Source organism: Burkholderia sp. IDO3 (genome assembly GCF_003366075.1).
Taxonomy (GTDB): Bacteria; Pseudomonadota; Gammaproteobacteria; order Burkholderiales; family Burkholderiaceae; genus Burkholderia; species Burkholderia anthina.
Genome location: NZ_CP028963.1, coordinates 1,532,281 through 1,550,553 on the forward strand (window position 1 = coordinate 1,532,281; position 18,273 = coordinate 1,550,553).

Annotated in this window: 18 protein-coding genes; 13 read left to right on the forward strand and 5 right to left on the reverse strand. The window is 69.4% G+C overall.

What is annotated here, in order from left to right; all coding sequences use genetic code 11:
* Window position 1: 1 nt before the first annotated feature.
* Genes bcsE through DCN14_RS21765 form a run of 6 tightly spaced genes read left to right on the forward strand, consistent with a single transcriptional unit; the run spans window position 2 to window position 7,245 of the window.
* Window positions 2-1,969: a cellulose biosynthesis protein BcsE gene (gene bcsE / locus DCN14_RS21740; RefSeq protein ID WP_115531436.1), complete on the forward strand. Its 1,968-nt coding sequence runs from the start codon at window positions 2-4 to the stop codon at window positions 1,967-1,969.
* Window positions 1,966-2,175 carry a hypothetical protein gene (locus tag DCN14_RS21745; RefSeq protein WP_096506919.1) on the forward strand — a complete coding sequence of 70 codons (210 nt, stop codon included), beginning with the start codon at window positions 1,966-1,968 and terminating at the stop codon, window positions 2,173-2,175. The genes bcsE and DCN14_RS21745 overlap by 4 nt, the downstream gene beginning before the upstream one ends.
* A complete protein-coding gene (gene bcsQ, locus DCN14_RS21750) occupies window positions 2,172-2,951 on the forward strand; it encodes a cellulose biosynthesis protein BcsQ (protein ID WP_096506918.1) in 780 nt (259 codons plus the stop codon). Before DCN14_RS21745 ends, bcsQ begins: the two co-directional genes overlap by 4 nt.
* Window positions 2,948-5,485 carry a UDP-forming cellulose synthase catalytic subunit gene (gene bcsA, locus DCN14_RS21755; protein WP_096506929.1) on the forward strand — a complete coding sequence of 846 codons (2,538 nt, stop codon included), beginning with the start codon at window positions 2,948-2,950 and terminating at the stop codon, window positions 5,483-5,485. Before bcsQ ends, bcsA begins: the two co-directional genes overlap by 4 nt.
* 27 nt (window positions 5,486-5,512) lie before the next feature.
* Window positions 5,513-7,069: a cellulose biosynthesis protein BcsG gene (bcsG, locus tag DCN14_RS21760; RefSeq protein ID WP_096506917.1), complete on the forward strand. Its 1,557-nt coding sequence runs from the start codon at window positions 5,513-5,515 to the stop codon at window positions 7,067-7,069.
* Entirely contained in the window at window positions 7,051-7,245 is a 195-nt protein-coding gene (locus tag DCN14_RS21765; protein ID WP_096506916.1) for a hypothetical protein, read from the forward strand. The genes bcsG and DCN14_RS21765 overlap by 19 nt, the downstream gene beginning before the upstream one ends.
* 56 nt (window positions 7,246-7,301) lie before the next feature.
* On the opposite strand, the gene DCN14_RS21770 is transcribed toward DCN14_RS21765, so the two are convergent.
* From DCN14_RS21770 to DCN14_RS21785, 4 genes are read right to left on the reverse strand one after another with little or no spacing between them, the layout of a single operon-like run.
* A complete protein-coding gene (locus DCN14_RS21770; protein ID WP_096506915.1) occupies window positions 7,302-8,186 on the reverse strand; it encodes a pirin family protein in 885 nt (294 codons plus the stop codon).
* A 33-nt stretch (window positions 8,187-8,219) separates the two neighbouring features.
* Complete coding sequence (locus DCN14_RS21775; RefSeq protein ID WP_096506914.1) at window positions 8,220-8,612, reverse strand: OsmC family protein; 393 nt, start codon at window positions 8,610-8,612, stop codon at window positions 8,220-8,222.
* Between the two features lie 55 nt (window positions 8,613-8,667).
* Window positions 8,668-10,248 carry a sodium:proton antiporter gene (locus tag DCN14_RS21780; RefSeq protein ID WP_096506913.1) on the reverse strand — a complete coding sequence of 527 codons (1,581 nt, stop codon included), beginning with the start codon at window positions 10,246-10,248 and terminating at the stop codon, window positions 8,668-8,670.
* Between the two features lie 25 nt (window positions 10,249-10,273).
* On the reverse strand, window positions 10,274-10,534 hold the full coding sequence (locus tag DCN14_RS21785; RefSeq protein WP_096506912.1) for a XapX domain-containing protein: 261 nt from the start codon (window positions 10,532-10,534) through the stop codon (window positions 10,274-10,276).
* A gap of 275 nt (window positions 10,535-10,809) precedes the next feature.
* On the opposite strand from DCN14_RS21785, the gene DCN14_RS21790 reads away from it, so the two are divergent.
* Entirely contained in the window at window positions 10,810-11,496 is a 687-nt protein-coding gene (locus tag DCN14_RS21790; protein ID WP_096506911.1) for a hydrolase, read from the forward strand.
* Window positions 11,497-11,552: 56 nt separating this feature from the next.
* On the opposite strand, the gene DCN14_RS21795 is transcribed toward DCN14_RS21790, so the two are convergent.
* Entirely contained in the window at window positions 11,553-12,476 is a 924-nt protein-coding gene (locus DCN14_RS21795; RefSeq protein ID WP_096506910.1) for a LysR family transcriptional regulator, read from the reverse strand.
* Between the two features lie 102 nt (window positions 12,477-12,578).
* On the opposite strand from DCN14_RS21795, the gene DCN14_RS21800 reads away from it, so the two are divergent.
* The 6 genes from DCN14_RS21800 to DCN14_RS21825 are packed head-to-tail and all read left to right on the forward strand — an operon-like array spanning window position 12,579 to window position 18,219.
* Window positions 12,579-12,746, forward strand: coding sequence for a DUF1427 family protein (locus DCN14_RS21800; protein ID WP_096506909.1), 168 nt, complete (start codon window positions 12,579-12,581; stop codon window positions 12,744-12,746).
* A gap of 18 nt (window positions 12,747-12,764) precedes the next feature.
* The gene (locus tag DCN14_RS21805; RefSeq protein WP_096506908.1) at window positions 12,765-14,654 is read left to right on the forward strand and encodes an amidohydrolase; all 1,890 of its coding nucleotides are present in this window, start codon (window positions 12,765-12,767) and stop codon (window positions 14,652-14,654) included.
* Window position 14,655: 1 nt separating this feature from the next.
* Window positions 14,656-15,108: a DoxX family protein gene (locus DCN14_RS21810; RefSeq protein ID WP_096506907.1), complete on the forward strand. Its 453-nt coding sequence runs from the start codon at window positions 14,656-14,658 to the stop codon at window positions 15,106-15,108.
* Window positions 15,109-15,134: 26 nt separating this feature from the next.
* The gene (locus tag DCN14_RS21815) at window positions 15,135-16,052 is read left to right on the forward strand and encodes a glyoxalase (RefSeq protein ID WP_096506906.1); all 918 of its coding nucleotides are present in this window, start codon (window positions 15,135-15,137) and stop codon (window positions 16,050-16,052) included.
* Complete coding sequence (locus DCN14_RS21820) at window positions 16,049-16,744, forward strand: YoaK family protein (RefSeq protein WP_096506905.1); 696 nt, start codon at window positions 16,049-16,051, stop codon at window positions 16,742-16,744. Before DCN14_RS21815 ends, DCN14_RS21820 begins: the two co-directional genes overlap by 4 nt.
* A complete protein-coding gene (locus DCN14_RS21825) occupies window positions 16,741-18,219 on the forward strand; it encodes an alginate export family protein (RefSeq protein ID WP_096506904.1) in 1,479 nt (492 codons plus the stop codon). Before DCN14_RS21820 ends, DCN14_RS21825 begins: the two co-directional genes overlap by 4 nt.
* Window positions 18,220-18,273: the final 54 nt, after the last annotated feature.

Sequence of the window (18,273 nt, forward strand, 5' to 3'; positions counted from 1 at the left end):
CGTGAATACCGAAATCGATGCGACTCGTCCCGCGCTCGGCGCCGCCGGCCTGCTGGGCCGCCTGCGCGCGCTGCTGCGCACGGGGCCGGCCGGCGGTCGCGCCGGCCCGCTGAGCCGGCTCGCGATCGACGGGCTGCCCGATGCATGGACGCCGCTGGAAGCGGGCGGCCTGTATGCCGTTTATGCGGCCGCCGGCACGCCGGCCTGCGACGCGCTCGTCTGGGAAAGCGCGCGGCAGTCGCGCACGCGCGACGTGACGGTGGTGCTCGCACGGGACGCCGCGCGCGTCGCCGCACAGATGCAGGCGCGCGGTTTCGCGGGCGGCGCGCATCCGGCCGGCTGGCCGCGCAACCTGAACGTGCTGGCGATGCCGCCGGCCATCGCGCCGGCAGACGGCGACGCCGCGATGGAACCGGACGCGTCGCGCCGCGCGGCGCCCGGGCCGTTCGCGCGGCTCACCGGCGGCTTGCGCGCGATGAAGCGCTACGGTTTTCGTGCGCGCTCGGTGTATTTCATCGAAGGCGCGCAGCGCTGGTTCAGCTGGGACGATCCGGCCGCGCTCGCGGAAGAGGGGCACGCGCTCGCCGACTGGTGCCGCACGCACCGGATCGCGCTCGTGTTGCTGCTCGATCCGGAGATCGCCCGCACCGGTGCCGATTCGACCACCGACGATGCGCCGCTCGTGCGCGACGCGAGCCGCGCGCCGCGCGCCGAATTCCACGGCGTGTGCGCCGGCGTCGCGCAGTTGCAGCGCACCCACGGCGAGCTGCTGTGGGTCGTCGACTTCTGGCGCGCGGGCGACATGCTCGCGGCCGGCGAGGTGCGGCCGCTGCGCTTTGCGCCGAGCGGCCGGCTCGCCGCGATCGCCGACGGCGACGTGACGGAGCCCGCGCGCAGGATGAAGCTCGCGACCGACGAGGACCGTGTCGTCGTCAGCCGCGCGATACTCGACGACGCGAGCCGCGTGCCCGCCGACTGGGAAATCGTCGACGACAACGCGGCGGTCGTCGTCGCCTGCGCACACGCACAGGCCGCGACCGCGGTGCTGGCATTCCGCTCGCATGCGCAGCTCGAAGCGCTGTGCGCGGCGGTTCACGCGCTGCGCCGGCAATGCGGCGGCGCGCTCAAGATCGCCGTCGTCGAACGCGACGAGGTGCTGCGCCAGCAGTTCGAGATGCTGCTGCTGAGCGTCGGCGCGAATCGCGTCGTCGCGCGCGACCTGCCGGTGTCGCGCATGCAGGCTGCCGTGCACGCGCTGCGCGGGCAGCTCTATGCGCGGCCCGTCGCGCCCGACTATCGTGCGGCGCTCGCGGCCGCACTCGGCGATTCGGTGCTCGGCTACCTGCCGGTCGGCGCGTTCTGCCTGCGCATCCGCGCGGTGCTCGATCGCGGCGCGGTGCTGTCGCTGCCGCACACGCTCGCGAAGATCGCGCTGCTGCCCGGCGTGTCGCACGTCGATGCGCTGCGGCGCTGCCGGCCGCGCCGCGCGGGCGACGTCGTGACGGCCGATGCCGGACACCTGTACGTGTTCCTGTTCGCGTGCGAGCCGGCCGATGCGGACGACGCACTCGCGCGGATCTTCGACGTGCCGGTCGATACGCTGTCGGATCGCGTCGTGTGTCTCGGACACGAAAGCATCGACAAGGAACTCGATGCGCTGAAGACCGAGAACCGGCGTGCGCCGATCGCCGACTACAGCGACCTGTTCGCGGTGGCGCGACCGGCTGCCGCGCCGCAGGTGCCGGCCGGATGCGCGGGCGAGGTCGCGCGGCGCGCGGCGCCGGGCGGTGCGAGCGATACGCCGGGCGCGGCCGACAGGCCGACCGATGCGGCGCCGCAGCCCGCGCCGGCCGATGCCGACGCCGTGCCGGCCGCCCATGCGCCGGTGCCGGTTCCCGTATTTCCCGCCGCGCGTGCGCGCGGCGCCATTCGCAGTGCGATGCCGCTGCGCAAGCCGGAGGGCGCATGATTGCCGAACTCGTCATCGGTTTCATCATTGGCCTCGCGATCGCGGTGCCGGTGTGGATCGTCGCCCAGCACCTGGGCATCGGCCGCGGTTTCCATGCGCCGCGCGGGATCAACCGGCGCGACGCGGTGCCGTGCGAACTCGTGCCGGTGGCGCTGCGCGGGCGCCTGCTGCCCGATGCGGGCCGCACCGGCGAGGCGTCGCGATGAAGACGATCGCTATTACGTCGACGACGGGCGGCGCGGGCCGCACGACGCTTGCGGCCGCGCTCGCGGTGCTGCTCGCGCGCCGCGGCCGGCCGGTCGTCGCCGTCGAATTCGACGCGCAGAACCTGATGGGCGCGACGCTGGGGCTCGACACGCTGGCCGAACACGGCCTCGCGCACAGCCTGCTCGGCGACGCCGCGCCGTGGCACGCGCAGACATGGCGCAATGCCGACGGCGTGCTGTTCGTGCCGTACGGGCAGGTCGACGCGGCGGGCGCCGCCGCGTGCGATGCGCGGCTCGCGGCCGATCCCGCCTGGCTGTCGCGCGCGCTCGACGAGATCGCGCTGCCGGCCGACGGCGTCGTGCTGGTCGATACCGCCCGCTATCCGTCGCCGCAGGCCGAGCAGGCGATTCGCCGCGCGGACCTGACGCTCGTCGTCGTGCCGCCCGAACCGGCGGCATGCGCGACGGTCGCCGCGCGTCTGGACGCGTTGCGCGCAGGCGGCGGCGAACTGCAGATCGTCGTGAACCGGCTGAACCCGGCGCGCGACATGCAGCGCGACGCGCTCGGGATGCTGCGCGCGGTCGCGGGGCCGGCGGCGATGCTCGAACAGCGCATCCACGTCGATGCAGCCGTGCCCGAAACGCTCGCGCGCGGCAGCTGGATCTTCGACGACGCGCCGTATTCGCAGGCGTCGCACGACCTGAACGGCGTTGCGAACTGGGTCGATGCGTGGCTCTCGGCGGCGGCGGCCGGCCGCGCGGGAGCGTCGCGATGAAGGGCGCATTCGCGTCGCGCTGGCGCGCGGCCCGCCGCGGCGTGACGGACTGGTGCGCGCGCGGCATCGGGCTGCCGGTGCAGCGCACGCTGCTCGACTGGCTCGTGCGGCTGTTCTTCCATGCGCCGCCGCCCGGGCGGCCCGACCCCGTGCGCCGCTGGGCGCGCACCGGCTTCCTGCGGCTCGCGCGCGACTGGGGCGTGCTGCAGCCGTTGAGCCCGCGCGAATGGCTGTGGCGCGCGATCGTGCGCGCGCCGCGCGGCGACGACGGCCGGCCCGCGCGCGATCCGCTCGCGTGGTTCGACACGTTCGTCGTGCCCGTCTACGTCGCGGCCCGCGCGCTCGCGAAGCGTGTCAATACGCAGCTCGAGCGCCTGCCGTGGGCGCGCTGGGGCGGCTGGCTCGATGCGCGCGCGAACGGTGTCGGCCGGCGCCGCTGGCTGGCGCCGCTGCTGCTGATCGCCGGCGCGGTGCTGTGGGCCGCGGCCGGCATGTCGCCGCTGATGCCCAACGCGCAGTTCGCGTTCTTCGCGATCGTCGCGGTGCTCGCGCTCGCGCTGCGCCGCCTGCCCGGACATCTGCCGACCCTCGCGCTCGCCTCGCTCGCGCTGCTCGCGACGGTGCGCTACGTGTGGTGGCGCACGACGCAGACGCTCGACTTCCGCGGCCCCGTCGAGGCCGTCGCCGGCTATCTGCTGTACGGCGCGGAAGCCTATACGTGGATGATCCTGCTGCTCGGCTTCGTGCAGACCGCGTGGCCGCTCGATCGCCCGATCGTGCCGCTGCCCGGCGATCCCGACGAATGGCCGAGCGTCGACGTCTACATCCCGACCTACAACGAACCGCTGTCGGTCGTGAAGCCGACCGCGTTCGCCGCGCAGAGCATCGACTGGCCGACCGACAAGCTGCGCGTGTACCTGCTCGACGACGGCCGGCGCCCCGAGTTCGAGGCGTTCGCGAAAGAGGCGGGCATCGGCTACCTGACGCGCGACGACAACCGTCACGCGAAGGCCGGCAACATCAACCGCGCGCTGCCGAAGACACACGGCGAATACATCGCGATCTTCGACTGCGATCACGTGCCCACGCGCTCGTTCCTGCAGACCACGATGGGCGTGTTCCTGCGCGACCCGAAGTGCGCGCTGGTGCAGACGCCGCACCATTTCTTCTCGCCCGATCCGTTCGAGCGCAACCTCGGCACGTTCCGCGAGATCCCGAACGAGGGCAACCTGTTCTACGGGCTCGTGCAGTCGGGCAACGACCTGTGGAACGCGACGTTCTTCTGCGGCTCGTGCGCGGTGCTCAAGCGCAGCGCGCTGGAGGAGGTGGGCGGCGTCGCGGTCGAAACCGTGACCGAGGACGCGCACACGGCGCTCAAGCTGCATCGCCGCGGCTACACGTCGGCGTACCTGCCGACCGTGCAGGCGGCCGGCCTCGCGACGGAAAGCCTCGCGGGCCACGTGAAGCAGCGCACGCGCTGGGCGCGCGGAATGGCGCAGATCTTCCGCATCGACAACCCGTTCCTCGGGCGCGGGCTCGGCTTCGTGCAGCGGATCTGCTACGGCAACGCGATGCTGCACTTCTTCTACGGGATTCCGCGGCTCGTGTTCCTGACGATCCCGCTCGCGTACCTGTTCTTCCATCTGTACTTCATCAATGCGTCGTCGGTCGCGCTCGCGAGCTACGTGATTCCGTACCTGGTGCTCGCGAACGTCGCGAACTCGCGGATGCAGGGGCGATACCGCCATTCGTTCTGGGCCGAGGTCTACGAATCGGTGCTGGCGTGGTACATCGCACTGCCGACCACCGTCGCGTTCTTCAGCCCGAAGCACGGCAAGTTCAACGTGACCGACAAGGGCGGCAAGATCGACGAAGGCTACGTCGACTGGTCGACGTCGAAGCCATACCTCGTGCTGTTCGCACTGAACGTGCTCGCGATCGCCGCGGGGCTCTGGCGGCTCGTGACCGAGCAGGGCGACGAGGCGGCGACGATCCTGATCACGCTCGGCTGGACCGCGTACAACCTCGCGATGCTCGGCGCGGCGCTGGCGGTTGCGCGCGAGACGAAGCAGGTGCGCGTCACGCACCGGATCGCGATGCGCGTGCCGGCGACGCTGCTGCTCGCCGACGGCTCGACGGCCGCCTGCTTCACGAGCGACTACTCGACGGGCGGGCTCGGCCTCGAAGCGGTGCCGGGGCTGCCGCTCGCGGTCGGCGACACGCTGACGGTGTGCGTGACGCGCGGCGACCGGCCGTTCCCGTTCCCGGTGCGCGTGAGCCGCGTGACGCCGACCCACGTCGGCGTGAGCTTCGAGGCGCTCACGCTCGAACAGGAGCGCCAGCTCGTGCAGTGCACGTTCGGCCGCGCGGATGCGTGGCTCGACTGGCACGCGGGCGCGCGCCCCGACACGCCGCTGCGCGGGCTGAAGGAAGTGCTGCAGGTGGGCGTGGACGGGTACGTACGGATGTGGAAGGGCGCGGCGCGCAGCGTGCAGACCATGCTGGCGCCGAAGCTCGATCGGGCGCGCGACTGACGCGGCGCTCATGACGGAGTGGTTTAGATGACGTTCTGGAATCTGTATTTCATCCTGAAGTTCGCGCTGTTCGCGACCGGCCACCTGCAGCCGATGTGGCTCGCGAACCTCGGGTTCGCGCTGGTGCTCGCCGCGAGCGCGCCGATCCGGCAGCGCGCGTGGCGCATCGTGCGGCAGCTCGTGGCGATCGCGATCGCGGTGCCGCTGCTCGCGCGCGAGCTGCATGCGCCGCCGCTCGCGCGTCTCGCCGAAGCCGCGCGCGAGGTCAGCACGTTCCGCCTCGACTACTGGATGGAACTGCTGCCGCGCCTGTTGCCACCGATGCTGGTGCTGACGGTGGCGGGCGCGCTGATCGTCTATTTCATCGTGAACCGCTGGCTGCGCGTCGCGACCTTCGTGCTCGCCGTGCTGATCGCGATGCCGTTGTGGCAGGCCGGCAACGGACTGATGGCGCGCGTCGTCGCACCGCCCGCGCAGCAGCTCGCCGACGGCAACGGCGGGCGTTCCGACCAGCCCGAGGATCACAACGCGGCGCTCGCGACGTTCCGCACGCAGGAGTCGCAGCGGCAGGTCGCGTTCGGCCATCTCGGCAACGATCCGTCCACGCAGTTCGACGTGATCGTGCTGCACATCTGTTCGCTGTCGTGGGACGACCTCGACGCCGCGAAGGTGCGCAACCATCCGATGCTGAGCCGCTTCGACTACCTGTTCAACAACTTCAGCACGGCCGCGAGCTACAGCGGCCCGGCCGCGATTCGCGTGCTGCGCGCGAGCTGCGGCCAGGAAGCGCACGCGGATCTGTACAAGCCCGCGCCGCAGCAGTGCTACCTGTTTTCGCAGCTGGCCGCCGCCGGCTACACGGTGCAGTCGCTGCTGAACCACGACGGCCACTTCGACAACTTCCTGCAGGTCGTGCACGACAACCTCGGCGTGCCGGACGCGCCGATGATCTCGAACGCGGCCGCACCGGTCGCGATGCACGCGTTCGACGGCTCGGCGATCAAGGACGACTACCAGACGCTCGCGAACTGGTACGCGCAGCGCGCGTCGGTGCCGGGGCCGGTCGCGCTGTACTACAACACGATCAGCATGCACGACGGCAACCGCGTGGCCGGCAGCTCGCTGAACAGCATCGACTCGTATCCGCAGCGCGCGACCAAGCTGATGGACGACTTCGACCGGCTCGCCGATCTGGTCGCACAGTCGGGCCGGCGCGCGGTGATCGTGTTCGTGCCCGAGCACGGCGCCGCGCTGCGCGGCGACAAGAACCAGGTCGCGGGCCTGCGCGAGATTCCGACGCCGCGCATCATTCACGGGCCGGTCGGCGTGCGGCTCGTCGGCTTCACCGGCAATCACGGCACGACCACCGTGATCGACCAGCCGACGAGCTTCCTCGCGCTCGCGCAACTGCTGTCGAACCTCGTATCGAACAGCCCGTTCAAGCCTGGCGTGACGCTCGCGCAATACGCGGCCGATCTGCCGCGCACGCGGATGGTCGGCGAGAACGAGGGCACGGTGACGATGCAGACGCCCGCGGGCTATGCGGTCAAGACTCCGGATGGCGTATGGATCGACGAACAATAAACATCGGCGAGGGCGACGAAGGCCGCCTGTCGCAACCGAACGACGTGCTCGGCCTCGCGCGGCATCTGCCCGCGCTGGACCCGGCCCGCTATGTCGACGAGCAGGCGCGGCGCGCGTTCGTCGAGTCGCTCGAGCGCTGGCCGGTGCTCGCGAAGCTGATGGGATTGACGCGGTAAACGCAACGCGGCCGGCGTGAGTGCCGGCCGCGTTGCGTCGATCGACCGATGGTGTGTCAGTGCGCGTTGCGTTCCGGCTGGCGCGTCCACTGGTCTTCTTCGCCCGGCACCTTGCCGAAGGTCTGCGCGGCCCACGCGTTGCGGGCCGCTTCGATCTTCGCGCGCGCGCTCGACACGAAATTCCATTCGATGAACCGCTCGCCCGGCAGGTGGGCGCCGCCGAGCAGCATCACGCGCGCGCCGTTCGCGCTTGCGAGCGCGACGCCCGCGCCGGGTTCGAGCACGGCCATCGTCGCGGGGGCGAGCGGCGTGCCGTCGATCGTGAGGTCGCCGTCGACGAGATACACGCCGCGCTCGTCGTGTTCCGCGTCGAGCGCAAGGGTGCCGCCCGCCGTGAATGCCGCGTACGCATAGAGCGTCGGCGAGAACACCTCGACTGGCGACGTGAGCCCGAACGCCGTGCCCGCGATCACGCGCACGCTCGTGCCGTCGCGCGTGAACGACGGCAGCGTGTCGGCCGCGTGATGCACGAATGCGGGCTCGGTGTCCTCGTGTTCAACCGGCAGCGCAACCCAGGTCTGGATCCCGTGCACCGGCTGCGCGAGCGGCCGGTCTTCTTCGGGCGAACGCTCCGAGTGCACGATGCCGCGCCCGGCCGTCATCCAGTTCACGTCGCCGGGCACGATCTTCTGCCGGAAGCCGAGGCTGTCGTGATGCATCAGCGTGCCGTCGAACAGGTAGGTGACGGTCGCGAGGCCGATGTGCGGATGCGGCAGCACGTCGATGCCGCTGCCGGCCGGCAGCACGGCCGGCCCCATCTCGTCGAAGAAGATGAACGGGCCGACGAGGCGCGCGGCGCGCGCGGGCAGCACGCGGCGCACGACGAGGTTGCCGATGTCGCTCTCGCGCGGCGTGAGCAGGGTCTTGATCGATGCGGACATGGTGAAACGCTCGGGTTCAAAGGGGGCGATACGTCAGGCGATTGCCGTGTCGATCGTGATCGGGTTCGACAGGATCTTGTGCACCGGGCACGCATTCGCGATCTGCAGCAGGCGCTCGCGCTGCTCGTCGGACAGGTCGCCGTCGAGCGTGATGCGGCGCGCGATCGTGCTGCCCTTGCTGCCCGATTCGTGCGCGAGCTTCACGTGCACTTCGGCGAGCGGCCAGCCCTTGCGCTGCGCATACATCTTCAGCGTGATCGCGGTGCATGCGCCGAGGCTCGACAGCAGCAGCGCGACGGGCGTCGGGGCCGCGTCGTCGCCGCCGAGCGACGCCGGTTCGTCGGCGCGCCACTGATGGACGCCGTCGGTGAAATGGACCAGATAATCGACCGAGCCGATGCTCGCTTCGACGGACAGTTCGCTCATTGCAATTCCAGGTGGGGAAGGGGTGGGCTGGCGGCCGGCCGCATCAGGCCGGACGTTACGGTTCGAGCAGGCGCTGCAGCCGCAGTTCCTCGAAGTCCAGTTCGGATTCTATGCGGTGCAGCACCGTATCGTCGACCCGGCCGTCGCGATGCAGCGCGAGCAGCGCATCGCGCGACACGCCGACCAGTTCGAGCTCCATGCGCAGCATCCGCGCGCGCACGTCCGCCGGTTCGGCGCCGTCGCGGTGCGCGCGCTCGTTGAACGCGACGCGGCCGCGGTATTCGGTCTGCAGCCGGTCGAGCGATGCGCGTTCGAGGCCGGCGCCGCGCTGCTCGCGTGCGTCGAGCTCGGCGAGCGCCGCGCCGAACGTGTGCGCGCGCACCGCATGCTCGGACATCGTATGCCGCGCGGCCGGCTGCAGCTTCAGCACGCGGATCAGCGGCGCGAGCGTGCCGCCCTGCACGACGAGCGTCGCGATGATCAGCAGGAACGTGCTGAACAGGATCAGGTCACGGCCGGGGAAGTTGCCCGGCAGCGCGATCGCGGCGGCGAGGCTCACCACGCCGCGCATGCCGGACCAGCCGAGCACGACCGCCTCGCGCCACGACCACGACGGACGGCCCGCACGCGCCGCGCGCAGGCGGCCCGGCAGCCACATCGCGACGAACACCCACACGACGCGCGCGGCGATCGCGGCGGCGGTGGCCGGCAGCGCCACCCGCAGCCCGTCCATCAGCACCGCGCCTTCGTGGTTCACGCGCGCGAGGATCGCGTGCAGCGCGAGGCCGATCAGGATGAACACGAGCGCGTCGAGCACGAACACGATCGCTTCCCACGTCGCCTTCGCCTTGATCCGCATGTCGGCGCCGAACACGCGATGCTGGCGCACGCCGAGCACGAGGCCGCAGGTGACGACCGACAGCACGCCCGAGCCGTGCACGGCTTCCGCGATCCCGTAGCTGCCCCACGCCATCGCGAAGGTCACGACGATGCCGAGCATCGGCTCGCGCAGGCGCTGCAGCACCCAGCACATGGCATGGCCGCACGCGAGGCCGACGGCGATGCCGATCAGCGTGAGCGAGAAGAACAGGCCGGTGGCGCCGGCCGTCGTGATCGTGACCGCGAGCGCGGCCGACACGGCCATCTGATAGAGCAGCAGGCCCGACGCATCGTTGACGAGGCTTTCGCCTTCGAGCACCGCGACGAGCCGCGCGGGCAGCGGATGACGTTTCAGGATCGCCTCCGCGGCGACCGCATCGGGCGGCGACACGATTGCGCCGAGCGTGAAGCAGGCGGCCCACGGCAGCGCGGGATTCGCCGCATGCGCGGCGAGCGCGACCGCGACGGTCGTGAATGCCACCGCGCCGAGCGCGAGCGATGCGATCGACGCGAGCTCGTGCCGGAATTCCTTCCATGCCGTGTAGAAGCCGCTCGACATCAGCAGCGGCGGCAGCACGGCCGCGAGCAGCAGCGCCGGGTCCATGTCCGGCACGCGCTTGCCGGCGACGGCCACCACGCAGCCGCCGAGCAGCAGCACGACGGCCGGCGGAATCGAGATCCGCTCGGCGAGCCACGTGAGCGCACCCGCGCCGCAGATCAACAGCAGCAGGTAATGGAACAGCTCGACATTGCTCATGCGCGGCGGATCGCGACGCGCCGCATCACGACGGTTTGCGCTCGTTCGTGCTGCCGCCCGGCAGCGGGCCGAACATATGCTGGCTGCACTTCGCCTCGCGCCATGCGGTATTCAGCCGGTGCCCCTTGAGCATGCGCCGCGCCACGGGCAGGATCTGTTCGCCGGCCAGCATGCCGAGCAGGCCGGTGAGCGCGATGATCGGCGGCGCGGGCGAATTCACGCCGATCGCGCCGTAGATGACGCCGGCGAGGATGCCGGCGAGCAGCGAAAAGACATACGGTTTCATGGTCGAGCGCCTCGTGATGGCCGGGCGGCACCGCAACGGCGCCGTCAGAGTCTTGAAAGACTATCGGGTTTGCGTGAAGAAAAAAAGAGCGGACAGCCCCGAACGGACATCGTTTTAGGAATTGCATCGATTCCATTTCTTGGGTGTTCGCGCCGCGCATTTACGGATTAAATATTTCGAGCCGGATGACGATCCGGCGCGACGTACCTCCGGCTCCTCCCGTTTTCACGGTCGAGGCAGGCCCCCTTTTTTTCGTTCACAGGACTCGATGCGCCATGAGCAATCCGAAGCTTGAAGTACTTACTCCGCAGAACAGCCAGCTGATCTTCATCGACCAGCAGCCGCAGATGGCATTCGGTGTGCAGTCGATCGATCGTCAGACGCTGAAGAACAACGTCGTCGGTCTCGCGAAAGCCGCGAAGGCGTTCAACATCCCGACCACGATCACGACGGTCGAGTCCGAGAGTTTCTCGGGTTATAGCTATCCGGAACTGCTCGACGTGTTCCCGAACCAGAAGACGCTCGAACGCACGTCGATGAACTCGTGGGACGACCAGAAGGTGCGCGACGCGCTGGCCGCGAACGGCCGCAAGAAGGTGGTTGTGTCGGGGCTGTGGACCGAGGTCTGCAATACGACGTTCGCACTGTGCGCGATGCTCGAAGGCGATTACGAGATTTACATGGTCGCCGACGCGTCGGGCGGCACGTCGAAGGACGCGCACGACTTCGCGATGCAGCGCATGGTCCAGGCCGGCGCGGTACCCGTTACGTGGCAGCAGGTCCTGCTCGAATGGCAGCGCGACTGGGCGCGCCGCGATACGTACGACGCGGTGATGGCGATCGCGAAGGAACATTCGGGCGCGTACGGGATGGGTGTCGACTACGCGTACACGATGGTCCACAAGGCCGCGCAGCGTACCGCGACGCCGCACGAGTCGATCGCGGCCGTTCCGGCGAAGTAACGACCGATCCGATCGATGCCCGCGGCGGCCTGCGGAATCCACCGGCCGCCGCCCGCTCAGGTCGCGGGCAGGGCCCACGGCGCATGCGCGAAATGTTCGGCGAGGAAATCGAGCAGCACCGTCACGCGCGCGGCGCGCAGCATGCCGGGCGGTGTGACGAGGTTGACGTTGATGTCGGCGATCTTCCAGTCGCACATCACTTCCTCGAGCTCGCCGCGCTGCAGCTCGTCCCACACCAGGAACTCGGGCTGCAGCGCGAGGCCGTGACCGGCGACCAGCGCGGGGCCGATCACGTCGGCGTTGTTGGTGCGGATGCGTCCGTGCACGTTCACGCCGAAGTCCTCGCCCGAGGCCGGGTGGCGAAAGCGCCAGTGTTCGGGCGTCGGCAGGTTCGTGTAGGTGAGGCACACGTGCTGCTCGATGTCGCGCGGATGCGTGGGCCGGCCGTGCCGGTCGAGATACGCGGGCGATGCGACGAGCGGACGGCGCACCGCGCACAGCCTGCGCGAGCGCAGCGACGAATCGCTGAGCTCGGCGATGCGGATCGCGACGTCGAAGCCGCCGGACACGATGTCGACGATGTGATCGGTCAGCACGAGGTCGATGTCGACGCGTGGATAGCGTTCGAGAAACGCGGGCAGCAGCGGCGACAGATGGCGCAGCCCGAACGACATCGGCGCGTTCACGCGCACGAGGCCGTGCGGTTCGAGTGCTTGCGCGGTTGCTTCGCTCTCGATCAGCTCGGCATCGGCGAGCAAGCGGATCGCGCGGTCGCGCAGCAGTTCGCCGGTCGGCGTGAGCGAGATCTTGCGCGACGTGCGGTACAGCAGCATCGCGCCGAGGCGCTTTTCGAGGCGCGCGATCGCCTTCGACACGGTCGGTTGCGATATGCCGAGCAGTTCCGCGGCTTTCGCGAACGAGCCCGTCTCCGCGACGCGCGCAAAGATGGCCCAGGCTTCGAGGTCAGGAAGGGTTTGCATGGTCGGACAGCGTGACAGGAATGCGAAGTGAATGCGGCGGCAGCGAATCGAGCGGCCGTTGCGATGCGGATCATTCTAATCCGGCCGGGAGGAAAAATCGTTATGGAATCTTATCTATTGTCGCTGGCCGCCGGCGTGCTGATCGGCGTCGTGTACAGCGTGATCAAGGTGCGCTCTCCTGCGCCGCCGCTGATCGCGCTGATCGGCCTCGCCGGCATGTTGATCGGCGCACAGGCCATCGGCCCCGTCCGTCACTGGCTCGGCTTCTGACTACATCGAGGACATACCATGAGCGCAACCGATACTCAACCGGATCTCATCCTGCACAACGGGCGCATCACGACGCTCGACCGTGCGAACCCCGTCGCGACTGCCGTCGCGATCAAGGACGGCCGCTTCGTCGCGGTCGGCAGCAACACGGACATCATGCCGCTCGCCGGCCGTGCGACGAAGGTGGTCGATCTCGACGGGCGCCCGGTGCTGCCGGGCCTGATCGACAACCACACGCACGTGATTCGCGGCGGGCTGAACTACAACCTCGAGCTGCGCTGGGACGGCGTGCGCTCGCTCGCCGTCGCGATGGAGATGCTCAAGCAGCAGGTCGCGATCACGCCGGCGCCGCAATGGGTGCGCGTGGTCGGCGGCTTCACCGAGCATCAGTTCGCGGAGAAGCGCCTGCCGACGATCGACGAACTCAATGCGGTCGCGCCCGATACGCCGGTGTTCATCCTGCACCTGTATGACCGTGCGCTGCTGAACGCGGCCGCGCTGCGCGTCGTCGGCTATACGAAGGACACGCCGGAGCCGCCGGGCGGCACGATCCTGCGCGACGAAGCGGGCAACCCGACGGGCCTGCTGCTCGCGAACCCGAACGCGTCGATCCTCTATGCGACGCTCGCGAAGGGGCCGAAGCTGCCGTTCGACTATCAGTACAACTCGACGCGTCACTTCATGCGCGAGCTGAACCGGCTCGGCGTGACCGGCGTGATCGACGCGGGCGGCGGCTCGCAGAATTATCCCGACGATTACGAAGTCATCCGCAAGCTGCACGATGCGGGCGAGATGACGGTGCGCATCGCGTACAACCTGTTCACGCAGAAGCCGAACGCGGAGAAGGAAGACTTCGTGAACTGGACGAAGAGCGTCAAATATCACGACGGCACCGACTATTTCCGCAACAACGGCGCGGGCGAGATGCTGGTGTTTTCCGCGGCCGATTTCGAGGACTTCCGCGTCGCGCGTCCGGATCTGCCCGCGCAGATGGAAGACGATCTCGAAGGCGTCGTGCGCGTGCTCGCGCAGAACCGCTGGCCGTGGCGCATGCATGCCACCTACGACGAAACGATCAGCCGCGCGCTCGACGTGTTCGAGAAGGTGAACCGCGATATTCCGCTCGACGGGCTGAACTGGTTCTTCGATCATGCGGAAACGATCTCGGAGAAGTCGATGGACCGGATCGCGGCGCTCGGCGGCGGCGTTGCGGTGCAGCATCGGATGGCGTACCAGGGCGAGTACTTCGTCGAGCGCTACGGCGCGCAGGCGGCGGAAGCGACGCCGCCTGTCGCGAAGATGCTCGGCAAGGGGCTCAAGGTATCGGCCGGCACCGACGCGACCCGCGTCGCGTCGTACAACCCGTGGGTGTCGCTCGCATGGCTCGTGACGGGCAAGACGGTCGGCGGGATGCGCATATATCCGCAGCGCAACCTGCTCGATCGCGAAACCGCGTTGCGCATGTGGACCGAGTACGTGACGTGGTTCTCGAACGAGGAAGGCAAGAAAGGGCGTATCGCGGTCGGGCAGCTCGCCGACCTGGTCGTCCCGGATCGCGATTTCTTCACATGTGCGGAGGACGATATCGTCGACACGACTGCATTGCTGACGATCGTGGGCGGCCGGATCGTGTGGGGCGCCGGGCCGTTTTCGTCGCACGACGCGCCGATTCCGCCCGCGATGCCGGACTGGTCGCCGGTGCGCGCATACGGCGGTTACGGCGGCTGGGGCGCGACGCAACGCGACGGCGCACCGCTGCAACGGGCCGCCGCCGCCGCGATGTGCGGCTGCGCGAGCGCGTGCAACGTGCACGGCCATGCACACGCGGGCGCGTGGGGCCGCGCGTTGCCGACCTCGGACGCGAAGGGCTTCTGGGGTGCGTTCGGCTGTTCGTGCTGGGCGGTCTGACATGACGACGCGCACCGTCTACGGCAACCCGGCATGGGTCCGTGCGCTGCTGTCGCAGCCATGGGCCTTGCCGCTCGCGCGTCTCGCGCTGGTGTCCGCCTTTCTGATCGGCGGCATTGCGAAGGCGCTCGATTTCGACGGCGCGGTCGCGGAGCAGGCGCACTTCGGCCTGCATCCGGCCGCGCTGTGGGCGGTGCTCGCGATCGCGGTCGAGATCGGCGGTTCGCTGTGCATAGTGTTTCGCCGCTTCACGTGGCTCGGCGCCGGCAGCCTCGGCATGCTGACGCTCGTCGCGATGGTCGTGGCAAACGATTTCTGGAATCGCTCGGGCGCCGAACATTTCATGGCGCTCAACAGCTTTTTCGAGCATCTCGGGCTGATCGCGGCACTCGTGCTGGCGACCGTGCTCGACGATGCGCAGTACGCGGCCGACGACGGCCGCTCCATTCGATGACGATGCAACAACCAGGGAATCCCGTGATGAAATCCATTCGTTCAGTGCTGCTTGCCGCGATGATCGCGGGCGGCCTCGCCGTCGCGCCGGTAGCCTTCGCGAAGACGCCGGTCGGGAAGGCCGTCGCGACGCCCGCGATCGCGGTCGGCCCGCAGTACGACACGACGCACGTGTGCGTCGCGCCGGAAGATTTCGACCGCTTCACCGACAGCTTCGTCGCGACCTTCGGCGGCAAGAAGTCGAAGCAGGGCGTGTTCCAGGTCACGCCGACGCCGAGCCAGACGATGTCGCAGCTCGTGCTCACGCCGGTCGGCACGGTGTCGGTGTTCGGCTTCAAGACGCCGATTCCGTATCCGTTCTGCTCGGAGCGCACCGGCTACCTCGTCACCGATCTCGACGTCGCGATGAAGTCGGCGCGTGCGCACGGCGCGGACGTGGTCGTCGATACGTTCCCCGATCCGATCGGCCGCGACGCGATCATCCGCTGGCCGGGCGGCGTGAACATGCAGCTCTACTGGCATACGCAGGCGCCGAACTACGACGCGCTGCAGACGGTGCCGGAGAACCGCGTGTACGTGTCGCCGGAACGCGCGGACGTGCTGGTGCGCGACTTCGTCGCGTTCTCGCACGGCAAGGTCGTGTCGGACGTGCGCAAGGCGCCCGGCGTCGAAATCGGCCGGCCCGACGATACGTATCGCCGCATCCGCGTCGAGTCGGGCTTCGGCAAGCTGACGGTGCTCGTGACCGACGGCCATCTGCCTTACCCGTTCGGCCGCGAGATGACGGGCTACGAAGTGACCGATCTTGCCGCGACGCTGAAGCAGGCCGAAGCCGCGGGCGTGACCGTGCTCGTGCCGCCGTTCGCATCGGACGGCCGCGAAGCGGCGCTCGTGCAGTTTCCGGGCGGCTACGTCGCCGAGATCCACGCGAGCGCGGCACGATGAAGCATGAGGACACGATCCTTGCCGCGGTGGCCGGCTTCGTCGACACGCTGAGCTTCGTCGCGCTGTTCGGGCTGTTCACCGCGCACGTGACGGGCAACTTCGTGTTGATCGGCGCGGGCATCGCGGGGTTCGGCCAGGGCGTCGTGCTGAAGCTGAGCGTGTTTCCGGCGTTCGTGTGCGGCGTGATCGCGAGCAGCCTGATCGCGCGCTCGATGGCCGCGCGGCCGGCGTGGCAGGGCACGCGCGCGCTGCACGCGGTGCAGGCCGTGCTGCTGCTCGGCTTCTGCGCGGCCGGCGTGTGGGCGTCGCCCGTCACGCAGCCCGACAGCCTGCCGGCGCTCGTGGCCGGCATCGTCGGCACGTTCGCGATGGGCGTGCAGAACGCGCACCCGCGCGTGATCCCGCGTGCCGGCGTGCCGAACACCGTGATGACCGGCAACGTGACGCAGGCGATCCTCGACGTCGTCGACATGCTGTCGGGCAGCACGGCCGACAGCGCGCGTGCGGCGGCGCGGGCGCGCTTCGGCAAGATGCTGCCGGCGATCGTCGCGTTCGCGCTCGGCGCGGCAGGTGGTGCGCTCGGGTTTCGTCAGGTCGGATTTTGGGCGCTGCTCGTGCCCGTCGGCGCGCTCGCGATGCTCGCGGCGTGCGCGGCGCAAGCGGTCGGCACCGTCAAGCAGGAGCATGCATGATCCCGGTGACACAGGGGAGATACCGCAACCGCCGCACCGATCGGGCCGCGCGCCTGTCGATCGTCGCGGGGCTGCTGTTCGCGGGCGCCGATGCGGCGTTCGCACAAGCAACGTCGACATCGACATCGACACCCGTGGCCGACGGCACGGCTTCGGCCTGCACCGCCAAGCGGCCGGCCGTGCTGTTCAACCGCTGGCAGGAAGACTGGTCGGTGCTCGCGAATCCGTGCGTGCCGCGCCAGCCGCTCGACGGGCTGAAATACATTCCGCTCGGCAACGATCCGGCGTCCTATCTGTCGCTCGGCGTGAACCTGCGCGAGCGGCTGGAGACCAACAACGCGCAGCTGTTCGGGATCGGCTCCGCGCAATCGGATACGTACCTGATCCAGCGCGTCGAAGTGCATGCCGATGCGCATCTCGGCCAGCACTGGCAGTTCTTCGCGCAGTTGCAGGATGCGCGTGCGTACGGCAAGAACGTGGTGTCGCCGGTCGACCAGAACCCGCTCGATCTCGAACAGGCGTTCGCGACCTACACGGGCGCGCTCGGCGGCGGCGTGTTCAAGCTCCGTGTCGGCCGGCAGGAGATGGCGTTCGACTTGCAGCGCTTCATTGCCACGCGCGACGGTCCGAACGTGCGGCAGGCGTTCGATGCGGTCTGGGCCGCCTACGAATACGGGAAGTGGCGCTTCATCGGCTACGCGACGCAGCCGGTGCAGAACCGCAACGCGTCCGATTTCGACGACGTGTCGAATCGCGATCTCACGTTCAGCGGCGTGCGCTTCGAGCGGCAGTCGGTCGGACCCGGCGACCTGTCCGGCTACTGGTCGCGCTACAACCGTACCAATTCGCGTTACCTCGATGCGAGCGGCCCCGAACGTCGCGACGTGTGGGACCTGCGCTACAGCGGCACGCAAGGGCGCTTCGACTGGGATGTCGAAACGATGCTGCAGTCCGGCACCGTCGGCAACAGCACGATCGGCGCGTGGGCCGTCGGTTCGATCGCGGGCTACAAGCTCGATGCGCCGTGGTCGCCGCGCATCGCGCTGCAGGTCGACGCGGCGTCGGGCGACCGGCACCCGGGCGACGGCCGCGTCGGCACGTTCAACCCGCTGTTCCCGAACGGCTATTACTTCACGCTCGCCGGCTATACGAGCTACGCGAACCTGATTCACGTGAAGCCGTCCGTGACGCTGAAACCGTCGGCGAACCTGTCGCTGCTCGGCGCGCTGGGCTTCCAGTGGCGCGAGACGACCGGGGACGCCGTCTATCAGCAGCCGAGCATACCGGTGCCGGGCACGGCGGGCAAGGGCAGCCGGTGGACGGGCATGTACGTGCAGTTGCGCGCGGACTGGACGATCGCCGCGAACCTGATCGGATCGATCGAGGCCGTGCATTTCCAGGTTGGCAACACGATCCGGCAGGCGGGCGGGCACAACGCCGACTATGCGGGCGTCGAGCTGAAGTATGGGTGGTAGCGTGCGTGCCGCGGCGCGTGCGGCGTCGAATGCGTGCACGATGCAGGGTGTCGA